The 17,945-nt window shown below is 58.0% G+C and carries 16 protein-coding genes and 1 tRNA gene; 13 read left to right on the top strand and 4 right to left on the bottom strand.

Features of this window, described 5'->3' with window-relative positions; genetic code table 11:
* Positions 1-503: 503 nt before the first annotated feature.
* The 4 genes from rpoE (at position 504) to ACI514_RS18345 (ending at position 4,321) form a co-directional block, all read left to right on the top strand.
* Positions 504-1,085 carry an RNA polymerase sigma factor RpoE gene (gene rpoE / locus ACI514_RS18360; protein ID WP_003172477.1) on the top strand — a complete coding sequence of 194 codons (582 nt, stop codon included), beginning with the start codon at positions 504-506 and terminating at the stop codon, positions 1,083-1,085.
* Positions 1,086-1,115: 30 nt separating this feature from the next.
* Positions 1,116-1,703 (top strand): sigma-E factor negative regulatory protein, encoded by a 588-nt coding sequence (locus tag ACI514_RS18355; protein WP_116028859.1) that lies wholly within the window; start codon positions 1,116-1,118, stop codon positions 1,701-1,703.
* A gap of 8 nt (positions 1,704-1,711) precedes the next feature.
* Complete coding sequence (locus ACI514_RS18350) at positions 1,712-2,677, top strand: MucB/RseB C-terminal domain-containing protein (protein WP_160056546.1); 966 nt, start codon at positions 1,712-1,714, stop codon at positions 2,675-2,677.
* A 210-nt stretch (positions 2,678-2,887) separates the two neighbouring features.
* Positions 2,888-4,321 (top strand): DegQ family serine endoprotease, encoded by a 1,434-nt coding sequence (locus tag ACI514_RS18345; protein WP_160056548.1) that lies wholly within the window; start codon positions 2,888-2,890, stop codon positions 4,319-4,321.
* A gap of 82 nt (positions 4,322-4,403) precedes the next feature.
* Here ACI514_RS18345 and ACI514_RS18340 read toward each other — a convergent pair whose 3' ends face one another.
* On the bottom strand, positions 4,404-5,837 hold the full coding sequence (locus ACI514_RS18340) for a M48 family metalloprotease (protein WP_034153149.1): 1,434 nt from the start codon (positions 5,835-5,837) through the stop codon (positions 4,404-4,406).
* Between the two features lie 98 nt (positions 5,838-5,935).
* Here ACI514_RS18340 and ACI514_RS18335 point away from each other — a divergent pair, with 98 nt between their 5' ends.
* Complete coding sequence (locus ACI514_RS18335) at positions 5,936-6,175, top strand: sulfurtransferase TusA family protein (protein ID WP_405122159.1); 240 nt, start codon at positions 5,936-5,938, stop codon at positions 6,173-6,175.
* Between the two features lie 31 nt (positions 6,176-6,206).
* Positions 6,207-7,277 carry an AI-2E family transporter gene (locus tag ACI514_RS18330; protein ID WP_034153151.1) on the top strand — a complete coding sequence of 357 codons (1,071 nt, stop codon included), beginning with the start codon at positions 6,207-6,209 and terminating at the stop codon, positions 7,275-7,277.
* Positions 7,278-7,413: 136 nt separating this feature from the next.
* On the opposite strand, the gene ACI514_RS18325 is transcribed toward ACI514_RS18330, so the two are convergent.
* Positions 7,414-7,887 carry a peroxiredoxin gene (locus ACI514_RS18325; protein ID WP_405122158.1) on the bottom strand — a complete coding sequence of 158 codons (474 nt, stop codon included), beginning with the start codon at positions 7,885-7,887 and terminating at the stop codon, positions 7,414-7,416.
* A 10-nt stretch (positions 7,888-7,897) separates the two neighbouring features.
* Positions 7,898-8,458, bottom strand: coding sequence for a glycine cleavage system protein R (locus ACI514_RS18320; RefSeq protein WP_007911394.1), 561 nt, complete (start codon positions 8,456-8,458; stop codon positions 7,898-7,900).
* Positions 8,459-8,786: 328 nt separating this feature from the next.
* Between ACI514_RS18320 and dapA the strand changes: the two genes are divergently transcribed.
* The 6 genes from dapA to ACI514_RS18290 all read left to right on the top strand — a co-directional run bounded on the left by dapA (position 8,787) and on the right by ACI514_RS18290 (position 16,366).
* A complete protein-coding gene (dapA, locus tag ACI514_RS18315) occupies positions 8,787-9,665 on the top strand; it encodes a 4-hydroxy-tetrahydrodipicolinate synthase (protein WP_034153154.1) in 879 nt (292 codons plus the stop codon).
* Positions 9,666-9,682: 17 nt separating this feature from the next.
* Complete coding sequence (gene bamC / locus ACI514_RS18310) at positions 9,683-10,798, top strand: outer membrane protein assembly factor BamC (protein WP_405122157.1); 1,116 nt, start codon at positions 9,683-9,685, stop codon at positions 10,796-10,798.
* 6 nt (positions 10,799-10,804) lie between these two features.
* A complete protein-coding gene (locus ACI514_RS18305) occupies positions 10,805-11,566 on the top strand; it encodes an MBL fold metallo-hydrolase (RefSeq protein WP_405122156.1) in 762 nt (253 codons plus the stop codon).
* A gap of 28 nt (positions 11,567-11,594) precedes the next feature.
* Positions 11,595-12,308, top strand: coding sequence for a phosphoribosylaminoimidazolesuccinocarboxamide synthase (gene purC, locus ACI514_RS18300; RefSeq protein ID WP_007911389.1), 714 nt, complete (start codon positions 11,595-11,597; stop codon positions 12,306-12,308).
* An 83-nt stretch (positions 12,309-12,391) separates the two neighbouring features.
* Positions 12,392-12,481 (top strand) — tRNA-Ser (locus tag ACI514_RS18295).
* Positions 12,482-12,868: 387 nt separating this feature from the next.
* Entirely contained in the window at positions 12,869-16,366 is a 3,498-nt protein-coding gene (locus ACI514_RS18290; RefSeq protein ID WP_405122155.1) for a rhamnan synthesis F family protein, read from the top strand.
* A 144-nt stretch (positions 16,367-16,510) separates the two neighbouring features.
* Here ACI514_RS18290 and ACI514_RS18285 read toward each other — a convergent pair whose 3' ends face one another.
* On the bottom strand, positions 16,511-16,702 hold the full coding sequence (locus ACI514_RS18285; RefSeq protein ID WP_160056558.1) for a DUF1508 domain-containing protein: 192 nt from the start codon (positions 16,700-16,702) through the stop codon (positions 16,511-16,513).
* 276 nt (positions 16,703-16,978) lie between these two features.
* On the opposite strand from ACI514_RS18285, the gene ACI514_RS18280 reads away from it, so the two are divergent.
* Positions 16,979-17,944, top strand: coding sequence for a glycosyltransferase family 2 protein (locus tag ACI514_RS18280; RefSeq protein WP_405122154.1), 966 nt, complete (start codon positions 16,979-16,981; stop codon positions 17,942-17,944).
* The last annotated feature ends 1 nt before the right edge of the window (position 17,945 follow it).

Below are 17,945 nucleotides of genomic sequence, written 5' to 3'. Positions count from 1 at the left end.
GGCGAGTCAAGACAGCCACACAGCCCACTAGTATATAGAGGGGTGGGGCGGCACAATAGCCGGGCCGATATGGCATTGTGAAACTACTGTGACGGAAAAAACCGTGTGCTTCGTCGGAAGATTTTTTCCGCCGTTTGGGTAAAAGGCGACTGTATCGCTGCTGAAACAGGCTTTTTCTGCACACGGTTGCCCAATGTCGGGTGGCGACGGCTATAAATAATTGGAACTTTTGCCAAAGGCCCAAGATCAATAGTCGGTGCCAGAGATAAGGGACAGTGTCGGCTTCAGTGCGGAATCTGTGGTTGGATTCCTGCCGGCGAAACCGATGACTAGATTATTTGCGCAGCCGGTTTATCCCGAGCTGCGTTTTTCGTGCGTGCCAAATCAGAGCCCGCAGGAAACTTGCCTTGAGGGGGAGAACTTTTGCGAAAAGCCCGAGTCTATGTTTGCAAGTCTGGTCGTTTAGTTATGCAAGTCTCCTCCGGGCTTATCGAGGAGTGTTCATGCTAACCCAGGAAGAGGATCAGCAGCTGGTCGAGCGCGTTCAACGCGGCGACAAGCGAGCTTTCGATCTGTTGGTGCTGAAGTATCAGCACAAGATTCTCGGGTTGATCGTGCGTTTTGTGCACGACACCCATGAAGCCCAGGACGTGGCTCAGGAAGCCTTTATCAAGGCGTATCGAGCACTTGGAAACTTTCGCGGCGACAGTGCGTTTTATACGTGGCTGTACCGTATTGCCATTAACACGGCGAAGAACTACCTCGTTTCACGCGGCCGTCGGCCGCCGGATAGTGATGTAAGTTCCGAGGATGCAGAGTTCTACGATGGCGATCACGGCCTCAAGGATCTCGAGTCACCAGAACGGGCACTGCTGCGGGATGAGATCGAAGGCACCGTCCATCGAACCATTCAGCAACTGCCAGAGGATTTGCGTACGGCTTTAACTTTACGTGAATTCGATGGTCTGAGTTACGAGGACATTGCGAGCGTCATGCAATGTCCGGTGGGTACCGTGCGCTCCCGGATTTTCCGCGCCCGGGAGGCCATCGATAAAGCCCTGCAGCCGTTGTTGCAGGAAAACTGAGACAGCGGCGACAGCCAAGAGAGGAACGCCATGAGTCGTGAAGCCCTGCAGGAATCGCTGTCCGCAGTGATGGATAACGAAGCGGACGAACTGGAATTGCGTCGAGTGCTCAATGCACTGGATGATGTTGATACCCGTGAGACCTGGGCTCGTTACCAGATCGCTCGGGCAGCCATGCACAAGGATCTGCTGCTTCCACGTCTGGATATCGCTGCGGCAGTGTCTGCTGCACTGGAAGACGAAACGGCTCCGGCCAAAGTATCTCGCAGCCCATGGCGCAACCTCGGCCGTCTGGCTGTTGCAGCCTCGGTAACTGTTGCCGTTCTGGCCGGTGTTCGCCTGTACAACCAGGATGAAATCGCTGGTGTCGAACTGGCTCAGCAATCCAGTCAGACAACCCTGGCGACCCCGCAGGTCAAAGGTCCGGCTGTTCTGGCAGGCTATAGTGAGAGTTCGGAAGCCACTGGTCCTATGGCCAACGGCGTACTGCAAGGTCAGCCAGGCTGGCACGATCAGCGTCTGCCAGGTTACTTGCGCCAGCACGCTCAACAGGCTGCACTGAAAGGCACTGAAAGCGCGTTGCCATACGCACGTGCAGCAAGTCTGGAAAACCGTTAAGGAGGATCATGCGCGCCATACCTCTACTTTCGCTTCTGCTGAGTGGCTGGTTCATTGTTCCAGCCCACGCTGATGAGGCCCAGGACTGGTTGACCCGTCTGGGCCAGGCCGAGCAGCAGCAAAGCTTTCACGGCACATTCGTTTACGAGCGTAACGGTAGCTTTTCTACCCATAACATCTGGCATCGCGTCCAGAATGGCCAAGTCCGCGAGCGTTTACTCCAGCTCGACGGTTCGGCGCAGGAAGTCGTGCGCATTGATGGACACACTCAATGCGTCAGCGGCACCCTGATTGCCGGGCTGGGGGATTCTCCCAACTCAGCCGCTCGTCCTCTTGATCCGCAAAAGCTGAAAAATTGGTATGAACTTGCCGTCATCGGCAAATCGCGCGTGGCTGGGCGGGACGCAGTGATCGTATCGCTGACGCCTCGCGATCAGCATCGTTACGGCTTTGAATTGCATTTGGACAAGAAAACCGGCTTACCGCTGAAGTCGTTGTTGCTGAACGACAAAGGGCAGTTGCTCGAGCGCTTCCAGTTCACCAGTCTTGATACTGACGAAGTCCCGTCGGATAAAGACTTGCAGGCCGACGCTGACTGCAAGGCAGTTACGTTGGACAGTGACAAGGCTTCGGCGGTGAAGACAGCTCAAGTCTGGCATTCTGAATGGCTGCCGCCGGGTTTCGAGCTGACTAGCAGCACCTCGCACAAAGATCCGGAAACCAAGACCCAGGTCAACAGCTTGCTGTATGACGACGGTCTGGCGCGTTTTTCGGTTTTCCTCGAGCCGTTGAATGGCGCGACTGTGACTGACACGCGGACTCAACTGGGCCCGACCGTTGCCGTTTCCCGTCGCCTGACCACGCCCGAAGGCGAAATGATGGTGACGGTCGTGGGCGAGATCCCGATTGGCACCGCCGAACGAATTGCTCTGTCGATGCGAAATACAGATGGCACTGCAACCAGTAAGCAATGAGCTGATTTCAGTCGTTAGCACTTCTTCGTCGAGACGTGGATGAAATGTTTGCTGAGCATTTTCATTTGCAAATACCCCGGAAATTTTTTATAGGTCAGAGCCTCACGGCTCTGGCCTTGTTTGTTTTTGCCGGAACAAAAATGCCGGTCGGTGGTTTCCGGTGTTCCTTGCTCCATATCGCTTAACCCTGCTCGTCGTAACGGGAGCTGTATGTCGATACCAAGTTTGAAATCTTATCTCTCCATTTTCGCCACCGTGCTGCTGCTCGGTCAGGTAGTCCCTGCGGCACAAGCGGCGGATCTGCCTGACTTCACCCAATTGGTCGAACAGGCGTCGCCAGCCGTGGTGAACATCAGTACAACGCAGAAACTGCCGGATCGCAAAGTGAACCAGCAGATGCCTGATCTGGAAGGCCTGCCGCCGATGCTGCGCGAGTTCTTCGAACGTGGCATGCCGCCTCAACAGCGTTCGCCGGGCGGTGGTGGTCGTCAGCGTGAAGCGCAGTCGCTGGGCTCGGGCTTCATCATCTCTCCTGATGGCTACATCCTGACCAACAACCATGTGATCGCTGATGCTGACGAGATCCTCGTGCGTCTGGCTGATCGCAGCGAAATGAAAGCCAAGCTGATCGGCACCGACCCGCGTTCCGACGTGGCATTGCTGAAAATCGAAGGCAAGGATCTGCCGGTATTGAAGCTTGGCAAGTCTCAGGACCTGAAAGCCGGCCAGTGGGTCGTGGCAATCGGTTCGCCGTTCGGCTTCGACCACACCGTGACCCAAGGCATCGTCAGTGCCGTCGGTCGTAGTCTGCCTAACGAAAACTACGTGCCGTTCATTCAGACTGACGTGCCGATCAACCCGGGCAACTCCGGTGGTCCGCTGTTCAACCTGAACGGTGAAGTGGTCGGCATCAACTCGCAGATCTACACGCGTTCGGGCGGCTTCATGGGCGTGTCGTTCGCGATCCCGATCGATGTGGCGATGGACGTTTCCAATCAGCTGAAGAGCGGCGGCAAGGTCAGCCGTGGCTGGTTGGGCGTGGTTATCCAGGAAGTGAACAAGGATCTCGCCGAGTCGTTCGGTCTGGATAAGCCGGCCGGTGCACTGGTTGCTCAGATTCAGGATGACGGCCCGGCAGCCAAAGGTGGTTTGCAAGTCGGCGACGTGATCCTGAGCATGAACGGCCAGCCGATCGTCATGTCTGCTGACCTGCCGCATCTGGTCGGTGCACTGAAAGCTGGCGCCAAAGCCAATCTGGAAGTGATTCGTGAAGGCAAGCGCAAGAACGTCGAACTGACAGTTGGTGCGATTCCTGACGAAGACAAAGAACTGGATGCGCTGCCGAAGTCCGGCACTGAAAGCACCAGTAATCGCCTCGGTGTTTCGGTGGGCGAACTGACTGCCGAGCAGAAGAAAACCTATGACCTCAAAGGTGGTGTAGTAATCAAGGAAGTGCAGGACGGTCCTGCGGCCCTGATCGGTCTGCAGCCAGGTGACGTGATTACTCACCTGAACAACCAGGCTATCGGTTCCACCAAGGAGTTTGGCGAGATCGCCAAAGCGCTGCCGAAGAATCGTTCGGTGTCGATGCGCGTTCTGCGTCAAGGTCGCGCGAGCTTCATCACCTTCAAGCTGGCTGAATAATCCAGCGCTAAGGTAAAAAAGAAACCGCCTCGGAAGAGGCGGTTTTTTTTATGCCTGAAGCTTTTGTCCCGGCGGGTAACGATCAGCCCATCATGTCCTTGACCATCCGCTCCTGCTCCATCAGTTCACGCTGGCGGGCATCGATTCGCGAGGACAGCGGGAAGTTGCTGCCAGCCTTGCGCTTGGCAAAGTCCAGCTGCTGGATCGCCTGACGATAATCGCCAACCAGTGCGAAGTACTCGGCGCGCGCCTGATGCAGGCCAATGATGTTGCCGGACAAGCCACGGGTTTCGGCGACCTGATACCAGACGTCCGGATCATCCGGGCGGGATTTGAGTAATGCTTCCAGGGCCTTTTCGGCATCCGGCGCGCGATTCTGTTTCAGCAGCAGATCCACGCGAACCTGATTCAGTGGATAGTTGCCCGGATATTGCGTGAGCATCCGGTCAACCCGTGATTGCGCATCCGGCAAACGATTATTGGTAATGTCCAGATCGACTTGGGCGAGGTTATAGATGATTTCGTTTGGCGACGTTGCCAGCAATTGCTTGAGATTCTCGCGCGCCTCATTCAGCTGGCCGCCCTTGATCTGCGCAATCGCCAGACCGTAGCGCGCCACATCGTTTTTCGGGTTCTCGTCCAGTTGTGCACGGAAACGCTTGGCACCCAGGCCAGGGGTTTCTTCGTAGATCAACTGCACGCGGGCGCGGATCAGTTGATAGCGCTTGGAATCTTCGATACCGCCTGGTTTGGCCTGTTCGGCACGGTTGCGGGTGTCGGCAATACGCGATTCTGTCACGGGGTGAGTCAACAGGAATTCCGGTGGCTTGGCGTCGAAACGGTACTGGCGCATCAAGCGCTCGAACATGGTCGGCATCGAGCGCGGGTCATACCCGGCCTTTTCCAGATTGAGGATGCCGATGCGGTCGGCTTCCTGTTCGTTCTGCCGGGAGAAGGTGCGTTGAGATTGAATCGCCGCGGCCTGCGTACCGGCAATTGTGGCGATGCCTGCGTCACCGCCACCGGCCGCTGCGATGACGATCCCGGCCAGCAGCGCAGCCATCATCGGTACTTGCATCCGCTGCGAAGCTTCGACGCCACGAGCAAAGTGGCGTTGCGACAAGTGAGCCAGTTCGTGCGCCAGTACCGACGCGTATTCGCCTTCGGTCTGCGCATTGAGAAACAGACCGCCGTTGACCCCGACCACACCGCCCGGCGCTGCGAAGGCGTTGAGTTGCGGGCTGTTGATCAGGATGAATTCGAGGCGACGGTCAGTGACCTGGCTGGTCTCTACCAGTTTATAAACGCTGGATTCGACGTAGTCTTTGAGCTGCGGATCGTTGAGCTGTGAAACCTGGCTACGCAACATGGCCAGCCAGGCGCGGCCGAGCTGATATTCCTGTTGCGGCGAGACAATGGCAGAACTGGCGTCGCCGAGTGACGGCAGATCGTCGGCAAAGCCTGGTGAGGCGAGCAGGCAAGCGAGCGTCAGCAGGGTAGGGCGCAGAAAAGTCATGCACAAAGCCTTAGAAGACAAAGACCTTACTGTAGCCGGACACCGGAGCTGCGACCAGATATTCTAGGCAGCTCGACGACCCGAACCGGAGTGACGCAATGACTGACGCTGTAGCCCATGACGTGGAACTGGACGCCAGTGGCCTGAATTGTCCGTTGCCGCTGCTCAAGGCAAAAATGGAACTCAACAAGCTCCCGAGTGGCGCTGTGCTCAAGGTCATCGCCACGGATGCTGGCTCGCAGCGCGACTTCCGCACCTTTGCCAGACTGGCCGGTCATACGCTGCTGCGCGAAGAAGACGAAGCGGGCGTTTACCGTTACTGGTTGAAAAAGGCCTGAACCCAAAGCGTAAAAGACCTAAGGATTATTGATGTTCAAAGTGTTACGCGACTGGATTCAGCGCTATTTCTCCGATGAAGAAGCGGTGGTGCTGGCGGTGCTGCTGTTTCTCGCCTTCACGGCGGTGCTCACGCTTGGCGGCATGCTTGCGCCGGTGCTGGCGGGAATGGTGTTGGCGTATCTGATGCAGGGCCTGGTGGTTACGCTCGAGCGTCTGCGCGTGCCGGGTGGTGTGGCAGTAGGGTTGGTGTTCGCGCTGTTCATGGGCGTGCTGATGCTGTTTATCGTCGTGGTGCTGCCGTTGCTCTGGCATCAGTTGATCACGCTGTTCAATGAGCTGCCCGGGATGCTCGCCAAATGGCAATCGCTGCTGTTATTGCTGCCGGAGCGTTATCCGCATCTTGTATCCGATGAGCAGGTGTTGCAGGCGATCGAGGCGGCGCGTGGCGAGATCGGCAAGTTCGGCCAGTGGGCGCTGACATTCTCGCTGTCGAGTCTGCCGCTGCTGGTGAACATCATGATCTATCTGGTGCTGGTGCCGATTCTGGTGTTCTTCTTCCTCAAGGACCGGGCGATGATCGGTGAGTGGGTGCGTGGTTATCTGCCACGTGAGCGCGCGCTGATCACTCGGGTTGCGCAGGAAATGAACCGGCAGATCGCCAACTACATTCGCGGCAAGGTCATTGAAATCGTGATTTGCGGTGGTGTGACCTACATTGCTTTTGTCGCTCTTGGGCTCAACTATGCGGCGCTGCTGGCGTTGCTGGTCGGTGTGTCGGTGGTGGTGCCATACGTTGGCGCGGTGGTGGTGACCGTGCCGGTATTGCTGATTGCGTTGTTTCAGTGGGGCTGGAGTGATCAGTTCATCTATTTGATGGCTGTCTACGGAATCATCCAGACCCTGGATGGCAACGTGCTGGTGCCGTTGCTGTTCTCGGAGGCGGTCAACCTGCACCCGGTCGCAATTATCTGCGCGGTGCTGTTGTTTGGCGGGTTGTGGGGATTCTGGGGCGTGTTCTTTGCGATCCCGCTGGCGACCCTGTTCAAGGCTGTGCTGGATGCGTGGCCGCGCCAAGAGCCGGCGGTGGCGCCGCTGCTGTAGCGATTGATCCAGATTTTGCAGGAGGGCTATTCGCGAGCAGGCTCGCTCCCACATTGATCGATTCGCCCATGCGAGCACGGTTTAATGTGGGAGCGAGCTTGCTCGCGAAGGCGTCAATGAGGGCGACGCAAAAACATCAGGCTTTATTCAGAACCTGAGCAGCAGCCAAAACTGCATCCACATGCCCCGGCACCTTCACACCGCGCCATTCCTGATGCAGCACACCTTCCTTGTCAATCAGGAACGTGCTGCGATCAACGCCCAGGTATTCTTTGCCATACAGCTTCTTCAACTTGATTACGTCGAACAATTGGCAGACGGCTTCGTCCTTGTCGCTGATCAGCTCGAACGGAAACTCCTGCTTGCACTTGAAGTTCTCGTGAGACTTCAGGCTGTCGCGCGAAACACCGAAGATTTCCGTGTTGGCAGCCTTGAACGCGGCGTACTGATCACGAAAGCCCTGCCCCTCAGTGGTGCAGCCCGGCGTGCTGTCCTTCGGGTAAAAGTAGATCACCACTTGCTTGCCCTTCAGGGCTGACAAGCTAACGGTCTGTCCGCTGGTGGCAGGTGCTTCGAAATCGGCAACCGGTTGATCGATGACAATGGCCATGAAAGCTTCCTTACATTGGGTTCTGTGGGCGCCAAGGCTCAATCAGTGCGTCGAGGTTCATCGCGTCAGAGAAATCGAGGAACTGGTCGCGCAACCAACTGATCTGGGTGCCGGCCGGCAGGGTCACGGTGAATGTGGCGTTGAGCATGGTGCCGCCGGTTTGCGGCGCCTGATACGTGTCGCAGGTCAGGTTTTCCAGCTCGACGTTGTGATCCATGAAGAACTGGCACAGCTCATTGATGATGTCCGGACGATACGCCGAGCTGACATAGGCCACGTACGGCAGCGCCTGCGGACGATTTTCCAGCGGTGCGCTGCGCACGACGTTGACGGTGAAAGCGTGTTTCTTGGACAGGCCCGACAGACTGCCTTCCAGGCGAGCGAGGGCGTCCCAACTACCGGAGACCTCAAGGATCAGCGCACTGCACTCGCCGTGGCGAGTCAGGCGCGAAGTAACCACGGCGCAGCGATTTTCATGGCTGGCGCGGCACAGGACGTTAGTCAGCTCCATGGGGTTGGCGCCGAGGGCACTGATGACAAGGAATTGTTCGCGAACTGTGGGGGTGGACATGCAGCATTCCTAAAGCGATGAGCGGTCGGTAGGTTATCGGGCGTTGGCTGCCGGGGAGTGCCTGTTCTGGCGGTCCGTACAAAGAGGCCCGGCAAGCTCGCGGCTCGCCCCACTATAGTGGGAGCGCGCCGATGCGACGCAGGAACGGGGTCTGGGAGGCCGAAAAGGAAGGCTGGAACCCGGCGTACAAGCTGATCAGTACCGATCAAAGTCTGAAGGGTAGCGAAAAGCGGCGCCAAGGGGAATGGCGGCAGCGCAGTACTTCGCTTGTGCAAGCATCTTGGCGCCAGTACCATTACCGCTCTCTTTTTCCGGCAGGAGCGGTTTCATGATTGCGGGCAGTATGGTGGCACTGGTCACTCCCATGGATGCACAAGGGCGTCTTGACTGGGACAGCCTCAGCAAACTCGTGGACTTCCATCTCAAGAACGGCACCCATGCCATTGTCGCGGTCGGTACTACCGGCGAGTCGGCAACCCTTGATGTAGAAGAACACATCGCCGTCATCAAAGCCGTGGTCAAACAGGTTGCCGGGCGCATCCCGGTCATCGCCGGCACTGGCGCCAACTCGACCCGCGAAGCCGTCGAGCTGACCCGCAACGCCAAAGAAGCCGGCGCCGATGCCTGCCTGCTGGTCGTGCCGTACTACAACAAGCCGACTCAGGAAGGCCTGTACCAGCACTTCAAGTACATTGCTGAAGCGGTCGACATTCCGCAGATTCTCTATAACGTTCCTGGCCGCACCTCTTGCGACATGCAGGCCGAGACCGTGATTCGCCTGTCCACCGTGCCGAACATCATCGGTATCAAGGAAGCCACCGGCGACCTGAAACGCGCCAAAGCGATCATTGATGGTGTGAGCAAGGATTTCATCGTGCTGTCCGGCGATGATCCGACCGCCGTTGAACTGATCCTCCTGGGCGGCAAAGGCAACATCTCGGTGACAGCCAACGTCGCTCCGCGCGAAATGGCCGATCTGTGCGAGGCTGCGCTGAAAGGCGACGCCGACACCGCACGGGCAATCAACGAAAAACTGATGCCGCTGCACAAAGACCTGTTCATCGAAGCCAACCCGATTCCGGTGAAGTGGGCTTTGGTTGAAATGGGCCTGATGCACGAAGGCATCCGCCTGCCACTGACCTGGCTGAGCACACCTTGTCACGAAACGCTTCGCTCGGCCCTGCGCCAGTGCAGCGTCCTGGTTTAATTGAGGAAGTACAACGCATGAAGCGAATGGCCGGACTTTCCGCACTTGCCTTGATTATCTCCAGCACCAGCGGCTGCGGATGGGTCTGGGGCCCGGAAGGTTATTTCCGTGACCGTGGTAGCGACTACCTGGAAGCGCAACAGACTGCACCGATGCAACTGCCGCCGGAAGTCAGCACTTCCAAGCGTCTGGATCCGCTGCTGCCGATCCCGCGTAACGTCGCTGATGACACCGCCAAGGGCGAATACATTGTGCCGCGGCCTCAGCCGCTGTCGGCTGTTGCCGATGCCAGCGATTACTCTCTGCAGAAAAGCGGTGACTCGCGTTGGGTTGTGGCCCAGCACCCACCGGCCGAAGTCTGGCCAGTGGCGGTACAATTCTTCCAGGACAACGGTTTCCGTCTGGACGAACAGCGCCCGCAAACCGGCGAATTCACCACGACCTGGCAGCATTCCGATGAACTGTCCGCGTCCATGGCCAAGCGCCTGAGCGCAGCCGGTATTGCCAGCGACAGCGAAACCCGTGTCCGTGTTCGTATCGAGCCGGGCGTGCAGCGCAACACCAGTGAAATCTATGTGGTCAGCGCCGAGCGTCCTGCCGGCAGCACGGCCGACGTAGCCTTCACCAACCGTTCGGTCAACTCTGGCCTGGACGCAGCGCTGGTCGACGACATGCTCGCGAGCATGAGCCGGATCTCCGAGAAGGGCGGTTCGGTGTCGATGCTGGCCTCGCGTGATTTCGATACGCCGAGCCGTGTCAGCCTCAGCGAAGACGGCAGCGGTAACCCGGTGTTGAACGTCGGTACCGATCTGGACCGTGCCTGGTCGAGTGTTGGCCGTGCGCTGGAACAAGGCGAGTGGCGCGTTGAAGACATCAACCGCAGCCTCGGCCTGTACTACATCAACCTGGCCGAAAAAGCCGAGAAGAAAGACGACAAGCCTGGTTTCTTCAGCAGCCTGTTCGGCAGTGCGCCGAGCAAGGAAGAAGTTGAAGCCCGCGCCGAGCGTTATCAGGTTCGCCTGAGCAAGGTTGGCGAGAACATTCAGGTGACCGTCGAGAAAAACATCAACACCGTCGCGCCGGCTGAAGTGGCACGTAAAGTGTTGAGCGTGATTCAGGACAACCTGGGCTGATCAACCATGCGTTTTGCCGTTCTCGGCAGCGGTAGCCAAGGGAACGGCACGCTGATCGCCAGTGCTGATACGTATGTGCTGGTGGATTGTGGTTTTTCCCTGCGGGAAACCGAAAAACGCCTGTTGCGCCTGGGTGTGAACCCGGCGCAACTGAGTGCGATACTCGTAACCCACGAACATGCCGACCACGTGCATGGCGTGGGTTTGCTGTCTCGGCGCTACAATCTACCGGTCTACCTCAGTCGCGGCACACTGCGCGGGATGCGCAAACCGGTTGAACCCGCAGGCTTTCTGGCCGGCGGCGAGCAACTGCAGATCGGCGCACTGAACATTGGGGTCATTGCCGTGGCCCACGATGCGCAGGAACCGACCCAGTATGTCTTCAGTGATCACGAGCAGCGGCGTTTCGGCCTGCTGACCGACCTGGGGTCCTACTGCGAGCGGGTGCTGGACGGTTATCGGGATCTCGATGCGTTGATGATCGAATCCAACCATTGTCGCGACATGCTGGCCCGTGGTCATTACCCGTACTTTCTCAAGCAGCGGGTGGGCGGCGAGCTGGGACATTTGAACAACCATCAGGCGGCATTCCTGGTGTCGGAGTTGGGCTGGCAGGGCTTGCAACATCTGGTCCTGGCCCACCTGAGCAGCAAGAACAACCTGCCGCAGCTGGCCCGGCAATGTTTTGTCGACACCCTCGGGTGCGACCCGGACTGGCTGCAACTGGCCGATCAAGATTCAGGGCTCGACTGGCGCCACATCGCCTAGCCCAACTACTTAGCAAGCGGAGCCCATCATGGAAAAACGTGAAGAACTCTACCGCGGCAAAGCCAAATCGGTTTACAAGACCGACGACGCTGACCGCTTGATCCTGCTGTTTCGCAACGACACCTCGGCGTTCGACGGCAAGCGCATCGAGCAGCTAGACCGCAAAGGCATGGTCAACAACAAGTTCAACGCCTTCATCATGCAGAAACTCGAAGCGGCCGGCGTACCGACCCAATTCGACAAACTGCTGGCCGACAACGAAGTGCTGGTGAAGAAGCTCGACATGATCCCGGTCGAGTGCGTCGTGCGTAACTACGCCGCCGGTAGCCTGGTCAAGCGTCTGGGCGTGGAAGAAGGCCTGAAGCTCAACCCTTACACCTTCGAACTGTTCCTCAAGGACGACGCCAAGGGCGACCCGTTCATCAACGAATCCCACGTCGTGGCATTCGGCTGGGGCACCGCCGAGCAACTGGTTCGCATGAAAGAACTGTCGCTCAAGGTCAACGAAGTCCTGACCAAGCTGTTCGACGACGCCGGCCTGTTGCTGGTCGACTTCAAGCTTGAATTCGGCGTGTTCAGCGACGGCTCGATCGTCCTCGGCGACGAGTTCAGCCCGGACGGCTGCCGTCTGTGGGACAAGGACACCAAGAAGAAGATGGATAAAGACCGCTTCCGTCAGGGCCTCGGTGACGTCATCGAAGCCTACGAAGAAGTCGCCAATCGTCTGGGCGTACCGCTTTAATCGACGCAAGCATCTGATAGCACGGAGAAATTTTCGAAAGAGGGTTTGCTTTCGGTAAAAGTGTTGTTATGATGCGCGCCGTTGGAGAGATGCCAGAGTGGCCGAATGGGACGGATTCGAAATCCGTTGTACCTTCACCGGTACCTAGGGTTCGAATCCCTATCTCTCCGCCATTACATAGGAAAAGCCCCGCAGATGAAAATCTACGGGGCTTTTTCGTTTCTGCGAATCCAGTATTCGTGGCTGTAGCGAGGGTGCTGAAGCGCGTTTTGCACGCTGAGGTCATCGGCAGAGAGGCAATTTAAGTAAATAGAGCCTCTGCCGACATTAGAGATACGACGCTCACAGGACTCGCCGACCCATTTAAAGCCGCGTTCGCAGAGTAGGGGGCTTTCATTATTGGCCAGCGATCGGCCGCCAGATCAAACTCGTCGTCGTTTATCCTCTGTCCAGCCATGAGGCCAGCGCTTTCACTAAAGTGGAGACTTGCTCACCTCGGCCGTGAAAGGCGCATCCAGCGAGTTCCAGCCTCGCTCCCTATTTGAATTGGTTTGAATATGATGATTCCACCATCAACCCAAGGTGCTCACCGCGTTTCTGAACGTCAGTCCGTCAAGTCAGGCAGCAGCGCCGCTCCTCACGTCGACGGGTGCGAAGTACTGGTTGCGCAGCCGCCGGTATTCGAGGATGGCGAGCCGCCAGTCGGCGTGGTTATCCATGCGTATTACCCCGAAGTGTTGCAGGATATCCTGCGCCGTTTGATCAAACTGCCTGAACGCCTGCATCTTTACGTAACCTGCGTAGCCGGTCGTGACGATGAGGTCCGTGCTCAGCTGACGGCCAGTACATTGAGTTTTTCGCTATACCGGGTGCCGAACCACGGCAGGGACGTTTTGCCGTTTCTGCGGGTGCTGCCGTTCTTGCGTGCCGATAATATCCGCACGCTGGTCAAGCTGCACACCAAGCGTTCGCTGCACTTGGGCGGGGACAACGATTGGGGCGTTGAACTGTTCGATGACCTGTTGGGCCCGGTACGATTCAGTCGAGCGCTGGAACACCTTGCCGACCCGCTGCACGTTCCAATGCTGGGTCCCCAGCGATACCTGCTGCCAGTCACCCGATTCCTCAGCGAAAGCAATCGCGCCTTGCTTGTCACCCTGGCCGAGCGTGGCGGCGTTGATCCGCAAGGCATCAACGAAGCGGATTATTTTGCCGGCACCATGTTCTTTGCGCGCACTGAAGTGTTTGCCCCACTGGAGCGGATGCAGCTCACGAGCAACGATTTCGAAGCGGAAAGCGGCCAGCTCGACGGCACCCTCGCACACACTCTGGAGCGATTTTTCGGCGTTCTGGCGAATGTTGGTCGCCAGCAGCGCAATATCGACCTTTATCAGCGCTGGTTGGCGAGTCGGCAACTGGCTGCCGTCGAGGTCGAAGGTTTACCCGCGCGACTGGCGAGCTGGCCGCGGCAACCGGACGTGTTGTTGGTGTTGACCGACACCGTGGGTGACATCGAACTGTTGCGTTCCAGCCTGGCAAGCATCGATCGCCAGCTTTATCAGGCGGCGGCCATCGTGGTGCTCTCCGATGCCGAACCTGTAGGCGTTACGCCGGCCGACAATCTGGTCTGGCTGCCGTTGGCCGAATCCTGGCCGAGCCAGCTCAATCAGCTGTTGCAGGACATCGACGTCGACTGGTGGTACCTGTTACGGGGCGGAGACGAACTGGATCCTCACGCGCTGCTTTTGCTCGCTGAAGGCATCGCGCTGAATCCCGGCGTCAGCGCTTGCTACAGCGATGAAGACTCACTGACCGCTGAAGGCTGCCAGGGTCCGGTATTCAAGCCGGATTTGAATCTGGATATGTTGCGCAGTTATCCGTATGTCGGCCGCGCACTGTCCTTCAGTCGCGAGGCCGCGTTGTCTGCTGGCGGCTTTGATCCCGCCTTCAGCGAACTGGCGCCCCACGATTTGCTTTTTCGGCTGATTGAAACACACGGCCTGGGGACTGTCGGGCACCTCGCGGATGTGCTGGTGCATCAGGCCATCAATTTCCCCCAGTGGCTCAGTGAACCCCAAGTCATCGCAAACTCGGCAGCCATCGTCGGGGCGCACTTGCAGCGGCTGGGCGTGGCTCATGAGCTGCAGGCCGGACCTTTGCCAATGGCTAATCGTGTGGTCTACCGCCATGCGGAGCAGCCGCTGGTCTCGATCCTTATTCCCACCAAGGACTGCCTGCCGATGCTGCTGCGCTGCATCGAAAGCATCATGGAGAAAACCAGCTATACGAATTACGAACTGATCATCGTCGACAACAACAGCGAAACCGCCGAAGCCCGGGACTGGTTCAACGGTATGGAGCTGTTGAACAATCCCAAGGTGCGCATCCTGCGTTATCCGCACCCGTTCAACTATTCGGCGATCAATAATTTTGCCGCCAGCCATGCCCACGGCGATTACCTGGTGCTGCTCAACAATGACACGGCGATCATTGATGGCGACTGGCTTGGTGCGCTGCTGCATCACGCCCAGCGGCCAGAAGTGGGGATAGTGGGCGCCAAACTGTTGTTCCTCGACGGGACTGTTCAGCATGCAGGTGTGGTACTCGGGTTGCGTGGCGTTGCAGACCACCCGTTTATCGGCGATTCAATGCAGTCCAACGGCTACCTTCACCGCTTGCATCTTGATCAGAACTACAGCGCTGTCACCGCCGCCTGCCTGATGATCAGCACCGAGCTGTACCAGCAAGTGGATGGAATGGACGAGGTTGGCCTGGCCGTTTCCTTTAACGATGTGGATCTGTGTCTGAAAGTCGGCCAGGCTGGACGGCTGATCGTCTGGACGCCCTATGCGCTGCTCGTTCACGAAGCCAGTGTGAGCCAGAACAACGTCGACACGACCAAGGAAGAAGCCAAGCGCAAACGGTTCAAGGGCGAACAATCGGTGATGTACCAGCGTTGGCTTGCGCAAATCGCCAACGATCCGGCCTACAACCGCAACCTGACCCTGGAAGGCAGTGGCTTCTCCTCCAAATACCGCACCGATACGGACTGGCACCCGTTTGCCAGTCGTGAGTTGCCTCACGTGCTGTGTCACCCCCTCGACTCTTTCGGCAGCGGACACTACCGCGTGCGTCAGCCTTTCGCTGCCCTGAAAGCCGCGCAGCTGATCGGCGGAACGGTAAGCGACGAGGGACTGCAACCGACAGAACTGGAGCGCATTGCGCCGGACACGATCATTTTCCAGGGGCAGCACACAACGCCTCATCTTGAGTACATGCAGGACACTAAGGCATTCTCCAGGGCGTTCAAGGTTTACGAGCTGGATGACTATATTCTTGACGTGCCCGCAGGCAACTTGAACCACGAATTGCTGCCCAAAGACATCACCAAACGCTTGAAGAAAGCGGTAGGGCTGTGCGATCGCTTGGTGGTGTCGACCGAACCGCTGGCCAATGCGCTGAAGGGCTTCAATACCGACATCCGGGTGATGGAAAACCGTCTGCCGAGCCACTGGTGGAGCGACCTGACCAGTTGGCGCCAGCAAGGCCGCAAGCCTCGGGTTGGCTGGGCCGGCGGCTCGAGTCACAGCGCCGACCTGCAAGTCATCGCCGAAGTGGTTCGTGCGCTGGAAGGGGAAGTTGAATGGGTGTTCATGGGAATGTGCCCACCAGCGCTGCGTCCCTATGTCCATGAGTTTCATAGAGGGGTGAGTATTGAAAAATACCCGCAAAGACTGGCCGGCCTGAACCTGGACCTGGCTTTGGCACCGCTGAAAGACAACTTTTTCAACGCCTGCAAAAGCAATTTGCGCTTGTTGGAATATGGCGCCTGTGGGTTCCCCGTGATCTGCTCGGACATCGTTTGTTATCAGGGGGATTTCCCGGTGACGAGGGTCAGGAACCGTTCGCAAGACTGGATTGCCGCTATTCGCGAACATCTTGCCGAACCCGATGCCAGCGCCAGGGCTGGGCAGGCCCTGCGCAGCGTTGTACTTGATCAGTGGATGCTCAAGGACGAGCATCTGTTGGCGTGGCGAGACGCCTGGCTGGCGGACTGAACAAGAGGCCTGCATTGCGCGCGGGTCTCTGTCAGGTCTTTCCCATAGTCGCGCAAAGCGCCCAAGCTTGTTCGAGCCCGAAAAAAAGCCTCACAGTCTTCAAACTGTGGGGCTTTTCCATTTCCGCAGGGTCGTGCAGAGCGGCTAAATCACCTTGACCGGCGTCTCCCCCTGCACAGCCTTGATCAGCCCGATCACATGCAAGCAATCCGCCTTGTTCACATACGACTCGCCACTGGCGATGGTCTCGTGGTTACCCGCCCTCAGTCTCCAGCGCCATTGTCCTTTGCCGGTGCTCGGGGTGCCTCTGGATTGCCTGTAAATCTCGAAATACATTCAGTTCGCTCCATGCGATTCATTGTGCGACAGCCTGTGTGGCGCATGCTCGCAAGCCTAGCGCAGACGGTTTTTTTGGCTATCGGACATTTGTTTCCAATCGTTCGCGGATGTTTCTGAAGGGCGCGGGCTAGAGCGTGTGGATAGGCCTCTGGATTGGCCAATATGACGCCGTCTGCGCCTTGCAACGCCGTCGACGCTCCTGCTTAATACGGGACGGCTCATGGCGTCGAATATCGTTCGGCGACCGACAAACACTATAAGAAGAGCACTCCTTTGACTGAGCACGGAACGCAACAGGCCGGGCAGGTGACGTTATCGCTGGTGGTCCCCGTTTTTAACGAGGAGGACAGCCTCGACACCTTTTTGCGGCGCATCAATGAAGTCTTTCAGGCACAGGCGTTGGTCGATCTGGAGCTGGTGTTCGTCAACGACGGCAGCACAGACGCGACCCTTGATCGCCTGCTTGAACATCAGCGCCAGGATGTGCGCCTGCGTATCGTCGACCTGAGCCGCAACTTCGGCAAAGAAGCGGCGTTGTCTGCCGGTTTGCAGATCGCGACCGGGCAGATCGTTGTGCCAATCGATGCTGACTTGCAGGATCCCCCGGAAGTCATTCTGCAGATGATCGAGCGCTGGCGTGATGGCTTTGAAGTGGTGCTCGGTCACCGCATCAGCCGTCGCAGCGACACTTGGGCGAAACAGACCTCGGCTCACTGGTTTTACCGCCTGCACAACAAAATTGCCGAACAGCCTTTACCCGAGAACGTCGGCGATTTTCGCCTGATGGATCGCTGCGTGGTGGATGCCTTGCTGACCTTGCCCGAATCCCGGCGCTTCATGAAGGGCCTGTTCGCCTGGGTCGGCTTTCGCACTACCCACGTCGATTACGAGCGCCCGGAGCGCGTGGCGGGGCAGAGCAAGTTCAATGGTTGGCGCCTGTGGAATTTCGCGCTGGAAGGCATCACCAGTTTCAGTACCGAGCCATTGCGGATCTGGACGTATGTCGGCGCATTGGTGTCGCTGGTGTCTTTCGCCTTCGCCATGTTCATCGTCGTGCGTACGTTGATTCACGGTGTCGACATGCCCGGTTATGCCTCGCTGATGGTGGCCGTGACCTTTCTCGGTGGCCTGCAATTGATCGGCATCGGCGTACTCGGTGAGTACCTGGGCCGCACGTATATCGAATCCAAACGCCGGCCGGTTTTTCTGGTGCGTCGCGTCTACGACCCCAAGGACTGAT

Origin of the sequence: Pseudomonas sp. M20 (assembly GCF_045037865.1) — a bacterium.
GTDB lineage: Bacteria > Pseudomonadota > Gammaproteobacteria > Pseudomonadales > Pseudomonadaceae > Aquipseudomonas.
This window is presented reverse-complemented; position numbering and strand designations above follow the sequence as displayed.